This is a genomic window from Sphingobacterium sp. UDSM-2020, assembly GCF_016132525.1.
In the GTDB taxonomy this organism is placed as follows: domain Bacteria; phylum Bacteroidota; class Bacteroidia; order Sphingobacteriales; family Sphingobacteriaceae; genus Sphingobacterium; species Sphingobacterium anhuiense.
This window is the reverse complement of sequence record NZ_CP066166.1, coordinates 4,209,865-4,226,889: the sequence shown is the minus strand read 5'-3', so window position 1 is coordinate 4,226,889 and position 17,025 is coordinate 4,209,865. Positions and strand designations below refer to the sequence as shown.

Here is a 17,025-nt window from a genome sequence, read left to right as displayed (position 1 = left end):
CATGAAAAAGAACCTATTTGCCAGCATATATCTGATACTCGGTCTTGGTCATGTTGCTACGGCACAAACAGTACCAACATACGATTATTTTAAAATCAAAGAACCCCTACTCAAAAGTTCCAATGCGGCACTATTACGCTATATGACCCTTCCATTAGAGGGAGAAAATGAAATTGGAGCGTACTACAAAGGCGGAGACTTCCGCTCGCCTTACAGCTCAAAGTCAACCCAGGGAGTCAATTTTTCGTCAGCTCGTTATCAGCGTCTCAACGATTGGACCTTCTATGGTCATTTCAATTTTCAATCCAGCAAAGATAAAGAAGTGGGACTCACGGCACATACCGATCCCTACCGTGACAACCCTTACCAACTGATCGATTCACTATCTGCCGATTGGAAGAAACAAAAATATGGCTTACAGCTTCAGGTCGCCACACCGACTTTTGCACATGATCGCATGAATGCGGGTATCCGTATTCAGTACGATATGCAGACCGGAGCTCGGCAGAAAGATCCACGGCCACTTGACAATACCAGCAACCTCAGCCTGTCGCCCAGCATCACGTATAAACTTGATGATCAAAATATCGTTGGGCTGACAGGACATTACCTTTTCTATAAAGAAGATCTGAGTATAGAAACAGTTGGAAAAAACCGTCAGTTTAATTTATATCGCTTATTAGGAGCCGGCGAGTACCAGAATAGTGCGCCCTATATCTTAACCGTAGGTTACAATCGCACCTATGAAGGCCGCACATTGGGCGGAGCAGTGGATTACGTTCATCGCAGTGCCGGAAAACAATGGACAATAAACTTGGATTACCGCAATGGATACGAGGACGTCACAGATGGGAGCATCTACTTACAGCAAGCAGGAAAACACGCTTTTAAACAATATCAGGCATCTTCTTCCTTCGATTGGAAAATAAATAGAACTTCCCATCAGATCGGGCTAACATGGACATTGAAAGACATGGACAATACGGAATATCATCAAATACAAAATCCAGATACCAAGCAGTATGAGACCGTATACTCCAGTATCATGAGCACAATGTTAAGAAACAATACCCGTCTCTCCTATTTATTGAGTAAAGAAAGAAAAGATGGTCAGGTTGATTGGTGGTTAAAAGGGACTGCCGCTTATCATAGTCTTGATAATAGATATGCAAACCCAAAGAACAAACAGCTGATCGATAAAATCAATCTGGATCTGAGCTTTGATAAACGCTATCCATTGTCAAACAAAAGAGCCCTATCCTTGCAGCTTAAATCTGCCTATGACTTTCTTGTTCACGATGAAATTTTGTACACCGACAAATCCTACTCCAGTAATTTCGTTGCCCATGAAGTATTTCTTCCCATGCACGATTACAACAAGGTCAATACCTGGACAAATGAAGCACATATCAAATACCATTTGAAACCCTTTGGAAAAAGAGAAAATCAGCTTTACATAAAAGCTTCCGGACTGATCAGCAGCGCTATGAATAACAGCGGCATCATTCAAAAAGGAGACAACCGATACATGACACAATTATCAATTGGCATCAATACATTTTAATTTACACTCAAAAAAGATCCGGAAAATAGACATGATGAATACCATTAAAATAAAAAAAGCAATCCTACTGCTAAGTTCTTTCGCCGCCGTTGCCTATAGCTACGGCCAAGAGCTGATCCGTCCATCTGTACAATCAAAAACAAGCTTTGCAATTGTTATTGACAGCAAAACTTTTGAAAGTGCACGTGCTGAAGTTATGGCCTATCGCCAATCCATCGAGAAAGATGGATTAGGCACCTACATCATAGCACATAATTGGCAGAAACCCGAGCAGATCCGCGAACAGCTGCAGCAATTATATAAAGGTAAACAAGCTCTTGAAGGAACAGTCCTAATTGGCGATATTCCTATCGTTATGATCCGCGATGCGCAGTACCTGACATCTGCTTTCAAGATGAATCAAAAAATAAGATGGGATAAATCCTCCGTACCGTCCGACCGTTATTACGATGATTTCGATCTACAGCTGGATTTCATAAAACAAGATACAGCAAAAGGACGTACCCACTATTATTACTATAGTCTTAATGGCACTTCGCCACAATACATTGAGATGGACATCTACTCTGCCCGTATCAAACCACCTGTTGAAAAAGGTGAAGATGCCACGCAAAAAATCAAGTCTTATCTCAATAAATTAGTAACATTGCGTGAAGAGAATAATCCGCTTACTGATATGGTAGCCTCTACCGGTCATGGCTATAACTCCAATTCAATGAACTCGTTTGCTGGCGATGTACTGGCGTTGAAATCACAATTTCCAGATCTGTACAAACCCGGAAATTCCATCAAGTTTTTGAATTTCAGAAACGCTGATTTCATGAAATACAACCTGCTTCGCGAATTAAAACGAGAAGGACTTGATTTCGCATTTATGACCGGACATGGAACCGCAACACTACAATTGATCAATGGTTATCCACTCGCATCTAATCCACAGCCTTCTATGGAAAATGTAGGACGCTATTTACGTTCCAAAATCAGAGCTGCAAAAGAAGATGGAAGAGATGTCGAAAAAGTAAAAGAAAGTTTCAAGACTTCATTAGGAGTTTCGGATAAATGGATGACCAACGCGTTTGAAAAAGCGGTTATGGATTCAGATTCGGTTTTCAATGACAACCTTGACGTTCAAATATGGGATGTCAAAGATGCAGCTATACAAGCAAGATTGGTATACCTCAATTCTTGTTTAACCGGTTCATTCCACCTGGACAATTATTTAGCAGGCTATTACCCCTTCTCGGAAAATAAAAATGTTGCTGCTATTGCCAATAGTATTGGCGTATTGCAAGATTTGTGGCCAGCAGAACTGATGGGTACTTTGCAACATGGTGTCCGTGTAGGCAATTGGTTCAAACACATTGCTTATCTCGAGACCCATATCCTCGGCGATCCTACTTTTCATTTTACAAGTAAAAGAAGTCAGGAACTCAATAATGCGATCGTTAGTGGAGCAAAAATTTCTTACTGGAAAAAATTACTGCAAGAAAATGATGCCGACCTACAGTCATTAGCTCTTGTATATTTACAGAAACAGTTACCTGAAGCCGAGATGGCGCAGATCTTAAAGAATACCTACTTTAACTCACCTTTCGAAACGACAAGAATGCAAGCATTTGCACTTCTTAGAAACTATGAAAACGAGCAATATTTTGAAGTATTACATGCTGCAAAAAATGATTCTTACGAATTTATCAGACGTAGAGCAGTGTATGATTTAGGAGAGTTTGGAGGCGATGATTTTGCAAAAGATCTTATTGCATTCTATGTCAGTGACCCGCATTCCGAGCGTATAAATTATCGATTGAGAACAAATATGACATTTTTCAATCCTGAATTGCTAAAAAAAGAAATTGAAAATCAAGTGCGTCAAAATAAGAGCATCTATAATGCTGCAAACTTAAGTGACCAACTTTTGAAAGATATTGACTATAACAGCACCAAGGTAGAGAAAATGGAAGCCAACATACGCGACAAAAAACAGACCGAGAAAGAACGCCTTGGCGAGATCACAACATTGCGCCTTTACCGCTTCCATCGCTTAGTACCAACGGTGCTCACGCTTATTGCAGACCCATCTGAATCCGAAACGATCCGCATTGCGGCATTAGAAGCAATGAGCTGGTTTCCCCTTTCGTATCAAAGAGAAGCCATTTTCAATACCTGCGATCAGCTCCTAAAGGACGATAAAGTTCCCCAAGCAGTAAAAGATCAAGCACTCAAGACTAAACATGTCATGAAAAAAGAAAAGAAATAGGATATAAAAAAAGTGCAGCCTTTTTCAAGGCTGCACTTTTTTTATACTCAAAAATTTATTTTGCAGGTCCGTGCGAATGGCCCATATCTGCAGGATTAATCATGATATGTGCTTTGTAACTACCCTCATCCATCAACCATGGAATACCCGGAACAGTAGGTTTATTTGCCATACCTAAATCGGCTGCTTTAGCAAAAGGAACATACAGTACATAACGGCGTTTCGCATCAGCCATCTCGCCGGTTTCTTTATTAAGCTGTTCCAAAGAACCCCAATAACCGTATAGCATCGTCGGCTGTTGTGGTATGATCAATTTACCATCTTTAAACTCCTGCTCGCGGATATCATCACGTTCTCTACGCTTTCCTTGCGCGATCAATTCTCTACCTCTAGCCATAAATGGTTCCAAACTCTTCGGATAAGCATAAGCGTACAACATGGGAAGTTTATAATCTGGTGCCAGGCAGATATAATCGTTAGTACCCGCTCTTAAAACAACAAACTTTCCTTCACTATCATAACCATATACCTGTGCTCCTTCTCTAAACTCTGTCGGTGCTGCTTGTACTGCTATTTTAATTTGGACCGCTGCAGGTAAAACTTCTCTTTTTGCTTTTTGTTGTGCAATACCATGGCTTCCGCTGCCAAGTGCTAACAACAATAGGACGATAATTTTCTTCATTTTTGTTTTAATATTTGTGTAGATTGATTCTAAACAAAGGTAAGGTTTTATCTACTAATATGAGCCTTCAAACCTGTCATATTTACTCAAATTTTCCAATTTATTTAACAGGTAAAATGCCGATTGATCGCGTAAAAGACAATATGTGCAACTTCCTCTCTGACATTATTTGAACATAGCGTTAAAAAAAGTCATACCCGTTGCTAAGTCTGGAATAAAGAACAGCGCAATGCTAACTGTAGCTTGGCTTCGTCAAGATACTCTTCATATCACCCGACGAGTATTTTTGTCATGTATAAATCTTTTTGAGAAAAAAATTTTAGAATTCAATTCATTAATCGTAATATTGCGATATACAAATCATAATACCATGGGTGCTACAAAAACAGTTCACTTTACAGAACAGCAAAATCATATCGCCAATATTGCGAAAGCACTTGGCCATCCCGCTCGTATTGCTATTATTGAATATCTCTTAAAGGTCAACACCTGTATTTGTAGCGATATTGTGGATGAATTACCATTAGCACAATCCACGATTTCGCAACATTTAAAAGAATTAAAAAATGCGGGATTAATCAAAGGAAATATCGAAGGAACATCCATCTGTTACTGTATAGATGAGAATACTTTCGCAGTCTTAAAAGCCTATTTTGGTAATATAATCCTATCTGTAAACAATCAAAAATGTTGCTAAGAACTGCTTAAGGCTGATGCTTTTTAAAAAATAACTTATTTTTTTTACCCATAACCATCGTAATATAACGATATAATAAAACATAAATACTATGAAATTATCAGAAATCAAACAGATCCTTCCAACATTAGAAAATGTTGAATTCCAATTAGAAGATGGAACATTTGTACCAGAGCATTTCCATGTAACCGAAGTCGGTCAGATCAACAAAACTTTTATTGATTGTGGCGGAGTTACGCGTACTGAAAACACGGTAAATTTCCAATTATGGAATGCCGACGATTATGAGCACCGCTTAAAACCCGGAAAATTGATCCACATCATCGAACTCTCAGAAACAAAACTGAATATTGGAGATCATGAGATAGAAGTAGAATATCAGCGTGGTACAATTGGAAAATACGGTTTAACATTCAATGGTAAGAATTTCGTCTTAACGAACAAAACCACAGCCTGTCTGGCACAAGATGCCTGTGGTATCCCCAATCCATTGCAAGTAGTCGGTTCAAATTCAAACAGCTGTACACCAGGATCTGGTTGTTGTTAATCAAAAGAACGACATGAACGCGAAACTAGTAAATACCATTTCGGAAATACTGAAATTAACGATCAATCAAGGGCGCAAATCTACGTTGCAGCCCCTGATTGATTATATCCAGGATAAAGTTACAGCTGGCTCAGCTATCAACATCAATTTCATCTGTACGCATAACTCCCGTCGAAGTCACCTCTCTCAGGTCTGGGCACAAATCGCTGCTGCGCATTACCAAATACCAAACGTCACCTGTTATTCAGGAGGTACTGAAGAGACAGCACTGTTTCCTAAAGTTGCCTTAACACTTGAAAATGCAGGTATTGCCTTCAGTATTATTTCAAACAGCGAAAATCCGGTTTATGCCTTCAAATACGATGAAAATGCTCTGCCTATTATTGGATTCTCTAAAAAATACGACTCCCCTTTCAATCCTGAATCCCTCTTTGCGGCAGTCATGACCTGTTCACAGGCAGATGGCGGTTGCCCTTTTATTGCAGGAGCTGAAAAACGCGTACCGGTTACGTTTGAAGATCCTAAAATATCGGACAATACAGCAGAACAAGACGAGGTCTACAGAAACAGAAGTTTACAGATTGCCTCCGAAATGTTTTACGTCTTTTCACAAATTAAATAAAATATAAGATGCAGGTAAAAATGAAATTTCTAGACCGGTATCTCACCCTTTGGATCTTCCTGGCGATGGGATCAGGTGTACTAATAGGCAATCTATTTCCCGGTATTTCAGATGTAATGGATCAGCTGTCCATTGGTTCCACCAATATACCATTGGCAATTGGATTAATCGTTATGATGTACCCTCCACTCGCTAAAGTAAATTACAATTTAATGCCCTTGGCATTCAAAGATAAAAAAGTGCTGCGTTTATCCCTCTTACTGAATTGGATTGTGGGACCCATCTTGATGTTTATACTGGCAGTGCTATTTTTAAGAAATGAACCCGATTATATGGTCGGGTTAATTCTGATCGGACTCGCACGATGCATTGCGATGGTGATCGTATGGAATGATTTAGCAAAAGGAAACCGCGAATATGCAGCACTTCTAATTGCTTTAAATAGCGTATTTCAAGTCCTGTTCTATAGCTTATTCGTATGGTTGTTTATCAATGTTTTGCCCTCCTATTTTGGATTTGCGAAGTATGCGATATCGATAGAGATGGGCGAAGTTGTAAAAAGTGTATCAATCTATTTAGGAATACCCTTTTTAGCGGGTTTTTTAAGTCACAGATTTCTCCCCAAAATAAAAGGTGAAAACTGGTATCATCGAAAATTCATACCGCTAATATCGCCATTTACATTATACGCGCTATTATTTACCATTGTGCTGATGTTTAGTTTAAAAGGCGAACAGATCATTCAATTGCCCATACAGGTTGTTAAAGTAGCAATACCAATGGTGATTTATTTTGTACTGATGTTTTTTATAAGTTTTTTCATCAATAAATCGATGAAAGTCGCCTATGATAAGAATGCGGCCATATCATTTACGGCTACCGGAAATAATTTCGAATTAGCCATTGCAGTAGCTATAGCCGTCTTCGGCATACATTCCCCACAGGCATTTGTGGGCGTTATTGGGCCATTGATTGAAGTACCGGTCCTCATCCTCTTAGTACGTGCCAGTCTTTGGCTCAAAAAGAAATATGATAGTTAGGTTTAGCATGGTGGCATTCGCATTTCCTCCTATTTTTGATCGTTGTGTATTGAAACAAAAAATGGAATAGGCCTCCTCAGATATGATCACGCCTGCAATAAACAAAGCACCTTATCAAAGTAAGGTGCTTTGTCTACTTTAGACCATTTTCTTTTTTCCACTTGCGAATTCGATTTCTCGCATTGGCATAAGGTGAAGAAGTATTGAACTGGATCATTCTTCCGCAGGTCCATTTTTCATACCAGGCTGTTTCATATAATTCATGATTTGACTTATTAGCTATTAATGCTAATATCGCCTCTACTGTATGACTTAACTTATCCATTAATATATGAAAATCGTCATCCTTATAGTCCTCGTAAAACTTTTGTGCCAGTCGACCAAGTTCATTCCATTTAAATCCTGACTCCGGAAAAGACACCTCCTCCTTATGATCCTTTAGCCTATTCCATTTGAGTACCAGCTCTCCCCACCCTACCAAATAAGCAAGCAGATCGTTGATACTCATTAATGTACCTTTACCATGACCTTCCAGATCCTTCAACGCTGTCCGCTCATAGGGCACAGTACTTAAGTCCTTTTTCAGTTTATCGTAATTTGTTTTTATTGCTAATTGTAGCTCAGATTTATTTGTTGGAACTGGCATAAAATTCTTTCAGTGAAAAATAGGAATACGATCAAGTGATTGTTAAAAATTATTTAGAATCAACACATTCAAAAATATATCCGGTTCTTCATCATCATCTAACTGGAACCGCAATTTGACTTCCTACCGAATCATTATAGAACCGCTATAATTGTTTAAAAGGAATGGCAAACTGGTTCCTAAAATTACAAAATATCTTCCAAAAAAAGCTGCGGAAAACCCGATTATTGAGACAATAATATTCTTACATTGACTTAACCTACCCCATGTCTGGAACACGCTATTTCATCAAAAACGGCAAGCTAAAGTCTCAAAAAACACCATTAGAAGCAACGTGAATCTTAATTCGAACGTGTATACTCCGCATCCGTAACGGGCTCTAACCATCTTGTTTCCCCTTTTTCTCTACCTGTAATTGCTATTTGAACAAAAGCGCTATCTGCACTTGCTCCATGCCAATGAGGGATGTCTGCTGGACATTTTACAGTTTCGCCCTTTCTTATCATAACCTTTTCTTTTCCCTCTTCCTGATAATAACCAACCCCATCAAGAGCTAGAATTATCTGCCCTGCGGGGTGTGAGTGCCATCTGGTTCTTGCTCCCGGAGCAAAAGTGACACTACCGACTGCATTTTGATTAAGACTGTCTGCTTCCACCAGATTATTTAAATAAACATCACCCGTAAAATTACTGTTGGTTATCTTTTCACCTTTGGCAAAAATCAATTCTTTGTTTTGGGTATTTTCAGAATGAGTTTCTTGGGAGCAGGAAACCACTGAGATACCCAAAAGAAACAGCAATGCAAAATTTTTAAAATTCATATTTTTTAATTTTAAAGGTTCGTTTGGTAAAATTCAACCAGCTTATGTACGGCCTGCGTAACATACTCCGGCACCCAATAAGTCTGTATATGTGTAGCCCCTTCAATCAGGAACAGCTCCTTGTGCTTTGCATTTGTAGCTTTGGAAAACGCCTCGTCGGACATGTACTTTGTGTCGGCTTTACTGCCGGCTATCATTAACAAAGGCTGATCAATTAGATCAAGCTGATCGGTTGCATCCCAGGTCATCAGATCCATGAGGCTGCTTGTCGTATATAAAAAAGTTGAATTGGGATGTGCATGAGTCCTGTAATAGTATTCAAATCCTTCACGGTATAAACCTGCGGGAGTTTTTGCAATTTCTTCATCCGTCACACTTGCTACGCCCGAGAGCAAAATTTCTCCACCCGCAGCTTCTTGTGCACGAGCGTCCGAAGCTTGTTTTAAGCGTTCCTGAATGGTATTTAGCTGCGAATTTAGGAAGCCATTTCTTCTTACTTCTCCGGAGTTGAACATACTTAATGTTCCAATGGCTTTAAAACGTTTGTCCGACTGAGCTGCTTTTAAAGTATAGCCACCCCCTCCACAGATGCCTAAAGCACCCAGGCGATTGGCATCAACCCCTGCATATTGCATGATAAAGTCAGCCATACCACGAATATCTTCCGTGCGGAATTGCGGTTTGTCGGTGTGCCGTGGCTCCCCCCCGCTTGCTCCCTGATAGGACGCATCTGCAGCAATAGTTATATAGCCCGCCTCTGCCAAACGCTGTGCATACAGTCCCGCTGTCTGTTCTTTGATACCACCATTTGGATGCGCAACAACTACGGCTGGATATTTTTTGGATGCATCGTAATGAGCAGGTGTATATACATTAGCAGCAATATCAATACCATTCAGTTTATAGGTAACCGGATGGATATTTACTTTCCCCGCTTCATTTTTTACGATAGCGCCATCGTAGACCAAGGTCCAGGGATTTTGTTGATGCTTATTTTGCTTAGATTGTGCATGCACTTGATCAGTAACAATCATCGATGCAACTATTGCGAATATTGATGTTAACTTCTTCATATTATTTCTTACTTTTTAATACCTCGTCCAATACAATCTGTGCTGACGCGGCTTCTTTTTCTCCAATGGCTTGCCCAATAACCCCAATAAATTCTTGCAATTGCTCTGGTTGCAAACCCACATGCAAACAAAGGTTGAAATGCGAACGTAGCATAGGCTCTACGCCTCCTACCCCACAGAGAACCGATACCGTTAACAGTTCTCTTTCCTGATATGTCAGCACATCACGCTCGAAAATATCTGCAAAAAGATGTTCTTTCAGGAAAACCTCAATAGTAGGTGCAAATGCCGCGTAACCTGTTTTTGGTCCAGTCTCTTCAACTCCACTTAACTTTTCCAGTATGGCCTTGCCACGGTCATATTTAGAACCGTCATCCACAATCGGTGTCGCTTCAGGCCCCATTATATCTTCAATTCCTTTTGCTTTACGTTCCTCTAGCACAGCCATAAAAGTCTGCAGACCGCGTAGGCTCCGCGGAAATCCTGCGTAAGCATATACATGCATCAGCACTTCCTTAACCTGATTGATAGTCAATCCAGCATCAAGTCCCGCATTCAATTGTGTCGTTAGTTTGGTCAGATCTCCCTTTCCCGTGACAGATCCAATACCGACTATGGCTCGTTGTTTTTTACTTAAATTTTGTATTCCATTCGTTTGGCCATTTACAGTTGCTGTAAAAATAATTGCCATGATAAAAAATAGTGTTTTTAAGAATTTGACCATAATTTGCCCTTTTTTGTAATGATTCAATCTACTTGCCTCAAAGAAACATTGTTATACAAAGTTCTCGATTCGGCGACGCTTAAACGGTATATACATTACTGTTTTTACTACCAATATTACTGATATATAAAAAACAGCTAACACAAAATGAAGTGTTAGCTGGAAACAAGCTTTCAGTTTTAATAAATTTTCTGACCGCTTTTACATGCTTATTTTAGTTTTTGTTTTCATTATTTATTTTAACAGAACGCATTAAACGGGAAAAAGTAAGGGAGCCCATCTTCCATGCGCCATTTTCTTTCACATATACTTCGGTTACCATAAAAGGATTTATGACCGTATTGCCCCCGACCACTGCCTCAAGGTCAATGTCGTTTAAAAGTATTGCAGTATTGCCTATTATATTGATGCTTGTACTATATACTGTTGCTTTTTTATACCAGATACTTCCACTTTTAATGACATCAAGTTCTTGCTGTTTGCCCCAAGATCCTCCCATATGAACAAACATGGATTTCTCGTGAAAGAGGTCATTTAATTTATTAATATTTTTATCAGACATCCATGCCCATTTTTCATTGGACAGGTCTTTCAGTTCTTGCTCTGAGGCTGTAGCATGTTCAACTGGTTTTTCAAGTTTCTGATACTCTTCATCAGGGACCGGCTGTAGCCATGTTGTTGTACTTTTCGGTGAAACCGCAATATAGGTAACACCAGTTTTAGGTGTTGAACCATGCCAATGCGCTACATCTGGTAAACATTTAACAACATCACCTTTCTGTACGATCTGTACCGGTTTTCCTTTTTCCTGATAATATCCGATACCATCGGTTATCAATAAGATCTGTCCCGCAGCATGCGTGTGCCAGTTCAGTTTAGCATTCGGAGCAAATACCGCCAAAGATATATGCGCGTTAATATTCTTGTCGGCTGCGTTTAATTCACGTAACCATACATCTCCTGTATGATTAACATTTTTTGCTTTTTCACCTAAAGCAAAAATAGACTGATCTTGCGCTACCGCATTTGTTGTAACAGTGGTAAACAGTAAGACTGTTAAATAGATTATTCGTTTCATATTGCTTCAGCTTTTAATAATATTTCTTTCAGTTCCATCGCACATGCTTAGCATCTCTGACTCACATGAACCTTCACGCGATCCAAATTTCATCTCTTATAGCGTGCTACAGTCTCTGGGTAAAATCCTTTGCGCCATATTTTAGGGAGACCCGATTATTGATCAAGCCCTTTTTGCTTTAACCATTTTGATAACACATCGGCCACCTGGACATTATTTAAGTCCGAAAAAGGGAAATGCGTATTGCCAAAAATCCCGATCTCAGGCAAGTGTACAACCGTTGCATCACCACCATGTTTATTGACAGTTGCCGCCCAAAGCCTTGCCATTTCAAGACCTGAACGCCAATGATCTTTGTTCCAAACTTGCGATGGTTCCTTTGCAATATTGTCACCATAATAAATGACAATGGGCATCTGAGTCAATTTTTTGAAGTCGGACAAAGGTATCTCCACACCTTTTAATGCACCAAAAAGGCCATTTGATGCGATCGGGGGTGGAAGTTCTCCTGCTGGAAACAAAAAACCGCTATAAGGTTCATATGCTATCACCCCTTTAACCTTTTCATTCTTTATTGCTGTCATCCAGCCCGGTCCACCACCTTGCGAGTGCGTCACTAAAATGCCTTCACCAATTTTATCGAATAACGCTGAGATCGCATCTGTTACAACCTGTGCATCAAAGGCGCCCGTATTGGGGGTCATCTGTCTGTAAAACTGCTCGAGCGAAGCTGTGTCTTTTGAGAACTGAACATTTGGAAAGTAATCTGGATAGTTTCCTATTCGGAACTGTGTAAACCAAAACTGTTCGTCTGCCGTGGGTTTAACAATTCCTTCAACAGTACTCTTTCCTGCTTCACCACGTCTTGGTTGGTCAACTAAGTAAACCGAAAATTTTCGGCGAAGAAAAATATTTTGAAACCCTGATCTGCCATCGGGAGTTGTTTCCCAAGTTTTTTTCGATTGTCCTGCACCATGAAGAAAAACCAACGGATATTTTCGGGACTTTACCGGAATTTGATAAAATGCATAGGCGTGGTCACCATGAAAGGTCTGTCCGTCTGGTTTCAAAGCATTATTTACATCAAAAACTCCAGATTGCGTCACCTTTACACCACCAATAGCAAAACTTCCCTGCTCTGCAATGGTGATTGGCTTCTGTCTGTTTTGGGCATTAATTGATATTGAGGTCGTCAATAACACCGTCAATGCACCTAAATATCTCCATAATTCTTTTTTCATCTTAAAATTTTATTTTCCGGCATTACTTTATAAATGCGCATATCAGTTTACACCTCTTATAAAAGATACTGTCTCTATTTTCATGCAATCCTTGCAATTTTTTCTTTTGCAGATTTAAATATCCAGTTTACGTTCACTTAACCATTTCACCATTTCTGGATCTCTATGGTCAAAAAACAAACTTGATCCTGTATCTAAGGATGCGATGGCATCAAAATCCTGAGATGAAAGTTCAAAATCGAAAATATTAAAATTCTCAGCCATCCTTTCCTTACGGATGGATTTCGGGATCGTAACAACACCTCTTTGAGTTAACCAGCGAAGGATTACCTGGGCTATGGACTTGTTGTATTTTTCACCAATAGCCGATAATAGTTCGTGATGAAATATGTTGTTTTTCCCTTCTGCAAAAGGTCCCCAGGACTCGATCTGTACATTATTTTCTTGAAGGAATTTTTGTGTTTCAATCTGCTGGTGAAATGGATGCGTTTCAACCTGGTTAATCGCTGGTGTAAATCCAGAGTTTATGATAATATCCATAATTCGATCTGGATGAAAATTGGATACACCAATTGCTTTGATCTTCCCTTCGTTATATAATTCCTGCATGGCACGCCACGAACCATAAATATCGCCATATGGCTGGTGAATAAGGTACAGATCCAGATAGTCCAGTTGCAATCTATCCAATGACTTCTGAAAGGCTATTTTAGTTTTTTCATAACCTGTATCCTGTATCCATAATTTGGTTGTGATGAAAAGTTCATCTCTCGAAACAGCGCTTTTTTTAATCGCTTCACCTACCGCTTTTTCATTTCCATAAGAAGCTGCAGTATCAATTAGCCGATAACCTGTTTCAATTGCATTTATAACAGATTCCTCACATACAGCAGCATCCGGTATCTGAAACACACCAAAGCCAAGTACCGGCATTTCTACGCCATTGTTTAATTTAATTGTCTCCATTCTTCCATCATTTATTATTGTTCAACTCTTCCAGCTTACATTAAAAAGCCTTTTTAGCATTTATTTCCTACTTTTCACTATCGGTTAATTAGGGAAAAATCCTATCTCGTCACATGCACTTGTCAATAAGATAATGCCTTGATGTTAGCAATCCTGCGATCCGTGGGAGTTTCACATCTTTAAAACCCCAAACTATTTCACCTTGTTTTAAATTCATTACCAAAAGCTCAAATATTAAATAATAGCAATGTCACATGCTATAGAATAGATCATAAACAAAGCCAATCCTAATAACAAAATTCAGCATGATTTAGAAGAATAAATTACACATATTACTCTTTAAACTACCAATATTACTGATCTGGTATGAAATACCGTATACATTTAAGAAATCAAGAATATGAGAACGTTCTTGTCCTCTGCAATAAATAATTTACGCGTGCAGCATTTGAATTATATATATTTGTAGTATGATACGGTTCGAAAACTTTGCGTCTTATAATCAGTATGTAGGTTTAAAAGAACCGTTAGATGACGATATAGATATCGGTTATTATCAGCCACTTCGCATGAGGGCTACATCAGATCCTGTTTTAATAGATTTTTATCGAATTTCCATAAAGATAAACCTGGTTTATAGTAATACGCCAGATGCAACGCCCATTACAGCCGTTTTTTTCAATAGTCCTAACCTCGCAAATGGTTGGGATATAGCACCGCTCCCCACCTATACAGGAATGTATCTACAGCTCTCAAAGAAGATCATTGCGGAGAACCGATTTTTATTCAAAAATTACCTGGATTATGGACAACATGAAGCATTGTACCTGACCGAAACGGAAGCGAAGGAAATCCGTACGGTATTTGAATTGATGACGCCTTATTATAACAGTAAAAAGAAGAATAATACTGTTTTATTATCCTACGTCAACGTACTGGTCTCTTTAGTAGAAGCATTTTATAAAAGACAGTTTTCAACAGATCCAAAGCAGTACAACCGAATCCTGACAGATTTTCAGCAGCACCTTCACGAGTACTATAGACAACCCGTCAAGCAGCTTCCAACAGTACAGTATTTCGCAGATAAATTAGGTTTGTCGGCCAACTATCTGGGCGATATAATCAAACATTTAACAAATAAATCTGCCCTTGAAAATATTCATGATTTTGTAGTAAAAAAAGCTAAAGAATTGCTTGAGATCAAAAAAGAATTGAATAGTACCGAAGTTGCGTATGAACTTGGATTTGAGTACCCGAACTATTTTGCCAAGTTCTTTAAAAAACAGGTGAATCTTACCCCTCGGCAATACCGTCAGTCCCTGATCAATAAATAATCCGTTAATTCTGATCCCAAATTTCTAAAAAATTTACGCCCTGTAATTTGTTTCCTTTTTTGTAGTAGTCTGTTTCCTTGCCGGCAGCTGTCATCTAATAATTTTGTTTCATTAAAAAAACAACGCGAACAGATTTATTTAACCCCTGTACAGTTATACTATTTTTTGTCTGCAAGATAAAATAGCACACCTTTTACAGGGGATATGCCAAAATAGAAAACAGTCTTTATTATCAATGCTTAAATATAAAATGGAAACTATAAAAAAAGTACTTTTAATCAATGCACATCTGCCCTATCCCAATTGGTCAGAGGGAACACTCAATAGCGCTTTTATACAGGTGGCGCACGAATTTTTCTTATCAAAGGGCTACGAGGTCATCGAGACGAGTATCGAGAAAGGATACAACGCAGACGAGGAAGTAGAAAAACATTTGGAAGCCGCGATCATCATTTTACAAACACCGATTAATTGGTTTGGCGCTCCATGGATCTATAAAAAATATGTAGATGAAGTATTCAATAGCGGCTTATTCAGTGAAAAATTTCTTTCAGGTGATGGCAGAACCAGAGAAGATCCCTACCGACAATATGGAACAGGAGGTAAAATGCAAGGTAAAAAATTTATGGTCTGTAGTACCTGGAATGCACCTGAAGCAAGTTTTAATGATGAAAACCAACAGTTATTTAGAGGCATAAGCACTGCTGATTATTTAATGCATATAACAAGTAATTACAGATTCTGCGGCGTAGAAGTTGTCTCGGACTACAACTGTTTTGATATTTTTAAAGAGGGTGATATCGCAACAAGCCTTAAAGACTATCCGGCACATCTAGCTCAGGTTTTTGAAATTTAACAACGTTCATAGATGCATAACAGCGTAAATGAATGGCGAGGACGCGCCCAATAGTAAGTCCTATTCCCTATATTCAAACTGTAATGATGATCGTTTTACTTTTACTTTGAAATTAGGAGCATTTAATTAAAACGGTTCCTCATTTTTTGCTAAAATGAAGAACCGTTTCTGGTGACTAGTGAGTTTCCTGGAAAAACTGTTTGGTATCTCCTACAGGAACATCAAATTGATTTTTTTCCAAAGCTAAAAACAATTCATCAGCAACCTCAGAAGCAGGAATACCGTTTGCCCCTCCGATTTCTGCGGAGAATTCGGTATCGACCAAAGGCGGATAAACTTCATAGACCTGCAGCTTTTTCTGATCTTGATAGGTCTGTCTTAATGCGGCAGTATAGCTATGGAGCGCTGCTTTAGTAGCACCATAAGTGGGCAGCATCACATGGCTTCCGAACACTGCTATTGATGAAATATTAATAACAGCCGCTTCAGCTTTCTGAAGAAGATGTGGAATGAGCAATTCTGTAAAATGGATGACGCTGAAATAATTGGTATTCATCTCAATAGCTGCTTTTTCATGTGCTCCGATAGTTTCACTCAAAAGATAAGCAAATGCAGCACCAGCATTATTGATGATGATATTAACATCCGGATAATTTGTTTTCAAATCATTGGCAATACGGATTCTATCAGATTCAACCGACAGATCTCCCTGAATAGCCACTGCCTGATCCAGTTCTTTTAACGCCTTTTGAAGCCGTTCTTCATTTCTGCCGTTGATAATAACCTTATTTCCTGCTGCATTTAATTTCTTAGCGATCGCTAATCCTATTCCGGCACTTCCGCCGCTGATGAATATGGTATTTCCTGTTGTTTTCAT

17 protein-coding genes are annotated in these 17,025 nt (G+C 39.0%); 8 read left to right on the top strand and 9 right to left on the bottom strand.

Annotated features, from left to right (window positions below; genetic code table 11):
* Position 1: 1 nt before the first annotated feature.
* Complete coding sequence (locus JAZ75_RS17755; RefSeq protein ID WP_208697172.1) at positions 2-1,564, top strand: DUF6850 family outer membrane beta-barrel protein; 1,563 nt, start codon at positions 2-4, stop codon at positions 1,562-1,564.
* A 31-nt stretch (positions 1,565-1,595) separates the two neighbouring features.
* Positions 1,596-3,821 (top strand): HEAT repeat domain-containing protein, encoded by a 2,226-nt coding sequence (locus tag JAZ75_RS17750; RefSeq protein ID WP_232789250.1) that lies wholly within the window; start codon positions 1,596-1,598, stop codon positions 3,819-3,821.
* Between the two features lie 55 nt (positions 3,822-3,876).
* Here the strand turns inward: JAZ75_RS17750 and JAZ75_RS17745 are convergent, their stop codons facing one another.
* The gene (locus tag JAZ75_RS17745) at positions 3,877-4,503 is read right to left on the bottom strand and encodes a hypothetical protein (RefSeq protein ID WP_208697164.1); all 627 of its coding nucleotides are present in this window, start codon (positions 4,501-4,503) and stop codon (positions 3,877-3,879) included.
* Positions 4,504-4,873: 370 nt separating this feature from the next.
* Between JAZ75_RS17745 and JAZ75_RS17740 the strand changes: the two genes are divergently transcribed.
* The 4 genes from JAZ75_RS17740 to arsB all read left to right on the top strand — a co-directional run bounded on the left by JAZ75_RS17740 (position 4,874) and on the right by arsB (position 7,409).
* Complete coding sequence (locus JAZ75_RS17740) at positions 4,874-5,200, top strand: ArsR/SmtB family transcription factor (RefSeq protein WP_208697162.1); 327 nt, start codon at positions 4,874-4,876, stop codon at positions 5,198-5,200.
* A 91-nt stretch (positions 5,201-5,291) separates the two neighbouring features.
* On the top strand, positions 5,292-5,747 hold the full coding sequence (locus JAZ75_RS17735) for a DUF6428 family protein (RefSeq protein ID WP_132840455.1): 456 nt from the start codon (positions 5,292-5,294) through the stop codon (positions 5,745-5,747).
* A gap of 13 nt (positions 5,748-5,760) precedes the next feature.
* Entirely contained in the window at positions 5,761-6,369 is a 609-nt protein-coding gene (locus JAZ75_RS17730; protein ID WP_208697160.1) for a low molecular weight phosphatase family protein, read from the top strand.
* Between the two features lie 8 nt (positions 6,370-6,377).
* A complete protein-coding gene (gene arsB / locus JAZ75_RS17725; RefSeq protein WP_208697158.1) occupies positions 6,378-7,409 on the top strand; it encodes an ACR3 family arsenite efflux transporter in 1,032 nt (343 codons plus the stop codon).
* Positions 7,410-7,542: 133 nt separating this feature from the next.
* On the opposite strand, the gene JAZ75_RS17720 is transcribed toward arsB, so the two are convergent.
* The 7 genes from JAZ75_RS17720 to JAZ75_RS17690 all read right to left on the bottom strand — a co-directional run bounded on the left by JAZ75_RS17720 (position 7,543) and on the right by JAZ75_RS17690 (position 13,958).
* Positions 7,543-8,055 carry a ClbS/DfsB family four-helix bundle protein gene (locus JAZ75_RS17720; RefSeq protein ID WP_208697156.1) on the bottom strand — a complete coding sequence of 171 codons (513 nt, stop codon included), beginning with the start codon at positions 8,053-8,055 and terminating at the stop codon, positions 7,543-7,545.
* Between the two features lie 341 nt (positions 8,056-8,396).
* Entirely contained in the window at positions 8,397-8,876 is a 480-nt protein-coding gene (locus tag JAZ75_RS17715; protein ID WP_208697154.1) for a cupin domain-containing protein, read from the bottom strand.
* An 11-nt stretch (positions 8,877-8,887) separates the two neighbouring features.
* Complete coding sequence (locus JAZ75_RS17710) at positions 8,888-9,949, bottom strand: alpha/beta hydrolase (protein WP_208697152.1); 1,062 nt, start codon at positions 9,947-9,949, stop codon at positions 8,888-8,890.
* 1 nt (position 9,950) lies between these two features.
* Complete coding sequence (locus JAZ75_RS17705) at positions 9,951-10,640, bottom strand: carboxymuconolactone decarboxylase family protein (protein WP_232789249.1); 690 nt, start codon at positions 10,638-10,640, stop codon at positions 9,951-9,953.
* 247 nt (positions 10,641-10,887) lie between these two features.
* On the bottom strand, positions 10,888-11,751 hold the full coding sequence (locus JAZ75_RS17700) for a DUF4440 domain-containing protein (protein WP_208697148.1): 864 nt from the start codon (positions 11,749-11,751) through the stop codon (positions 10,888-10,890).
* A 155-nt stretch (positions 11,752-11,906) separates the two neighbouring features.
* Positions 11,907-12,992, bottom strand: a complete 1,086-nt coding sequence (locus tag JAZ75_RS17695; RefSeq protein ID WP_208697146.1) for an alpha/beta hydrolase — start codon at positions 12,990-12,992, stop codon at positions 11,907-11,909.
* Between the two features lie 114 nt (positions 12,993-13,106).
* Positions 13,107-13,958: an aldo/keto reductase gene (locus tag JAZ75_RS17690; RefSeq protein ID WP_208697144.1), complete on the bottom strand. Its 852-nt coding sequence runs from the start codon at positions 13,956-13,958 to the stop codon at positions 13,107-13,109.
* A gap of 470 nt (positions 13,959-14,428) precedes the next feature.
* On the opposite strand from JAZ75_RS17690, the gene JAZ75_RS17685 reads away from it, so the two are divergent.
* Entirely contained in the window at positions 14,429-15,292 is an 864-nt protein-coding gene (locus tag JAZ75_RS17685; RefSeq protein ID WP_208697142.1) for a helix-turn-helix domain-containing protein, read from the top strand.
* Between the two features lie 250 nt (positions 15,293-15,542).
* Positions 15,543-16,148, top strand: a complete 606-nt coding sequence (locus tag JAZ75_RS17680; protein WP_208697140.1) for an NAD(P)H-dependent oxidoreductase — start codon at positions 15,543-15,545, stop codon at positions 16,146-16,148.
* A gap of 175 nt (positions 16,149-16,323) precedes the next feature.
* Here the strand turns inward: JAZ75_RS17680 and JAZ75_RS17675 are convergent, their stop codons facing one another.
* Positions 16,324-17,025 carry an SDR family oxidoreductase gene (locus tag JAZ75_RS17675; protein ID WP_208697138.1) on the bottom strand — a complete coding sequence of 234 codons (702 nt, stop codon included), beginning with the start codon at positions 17,023-17,025 and terminating at the stop codon, positions 16,324-16,326.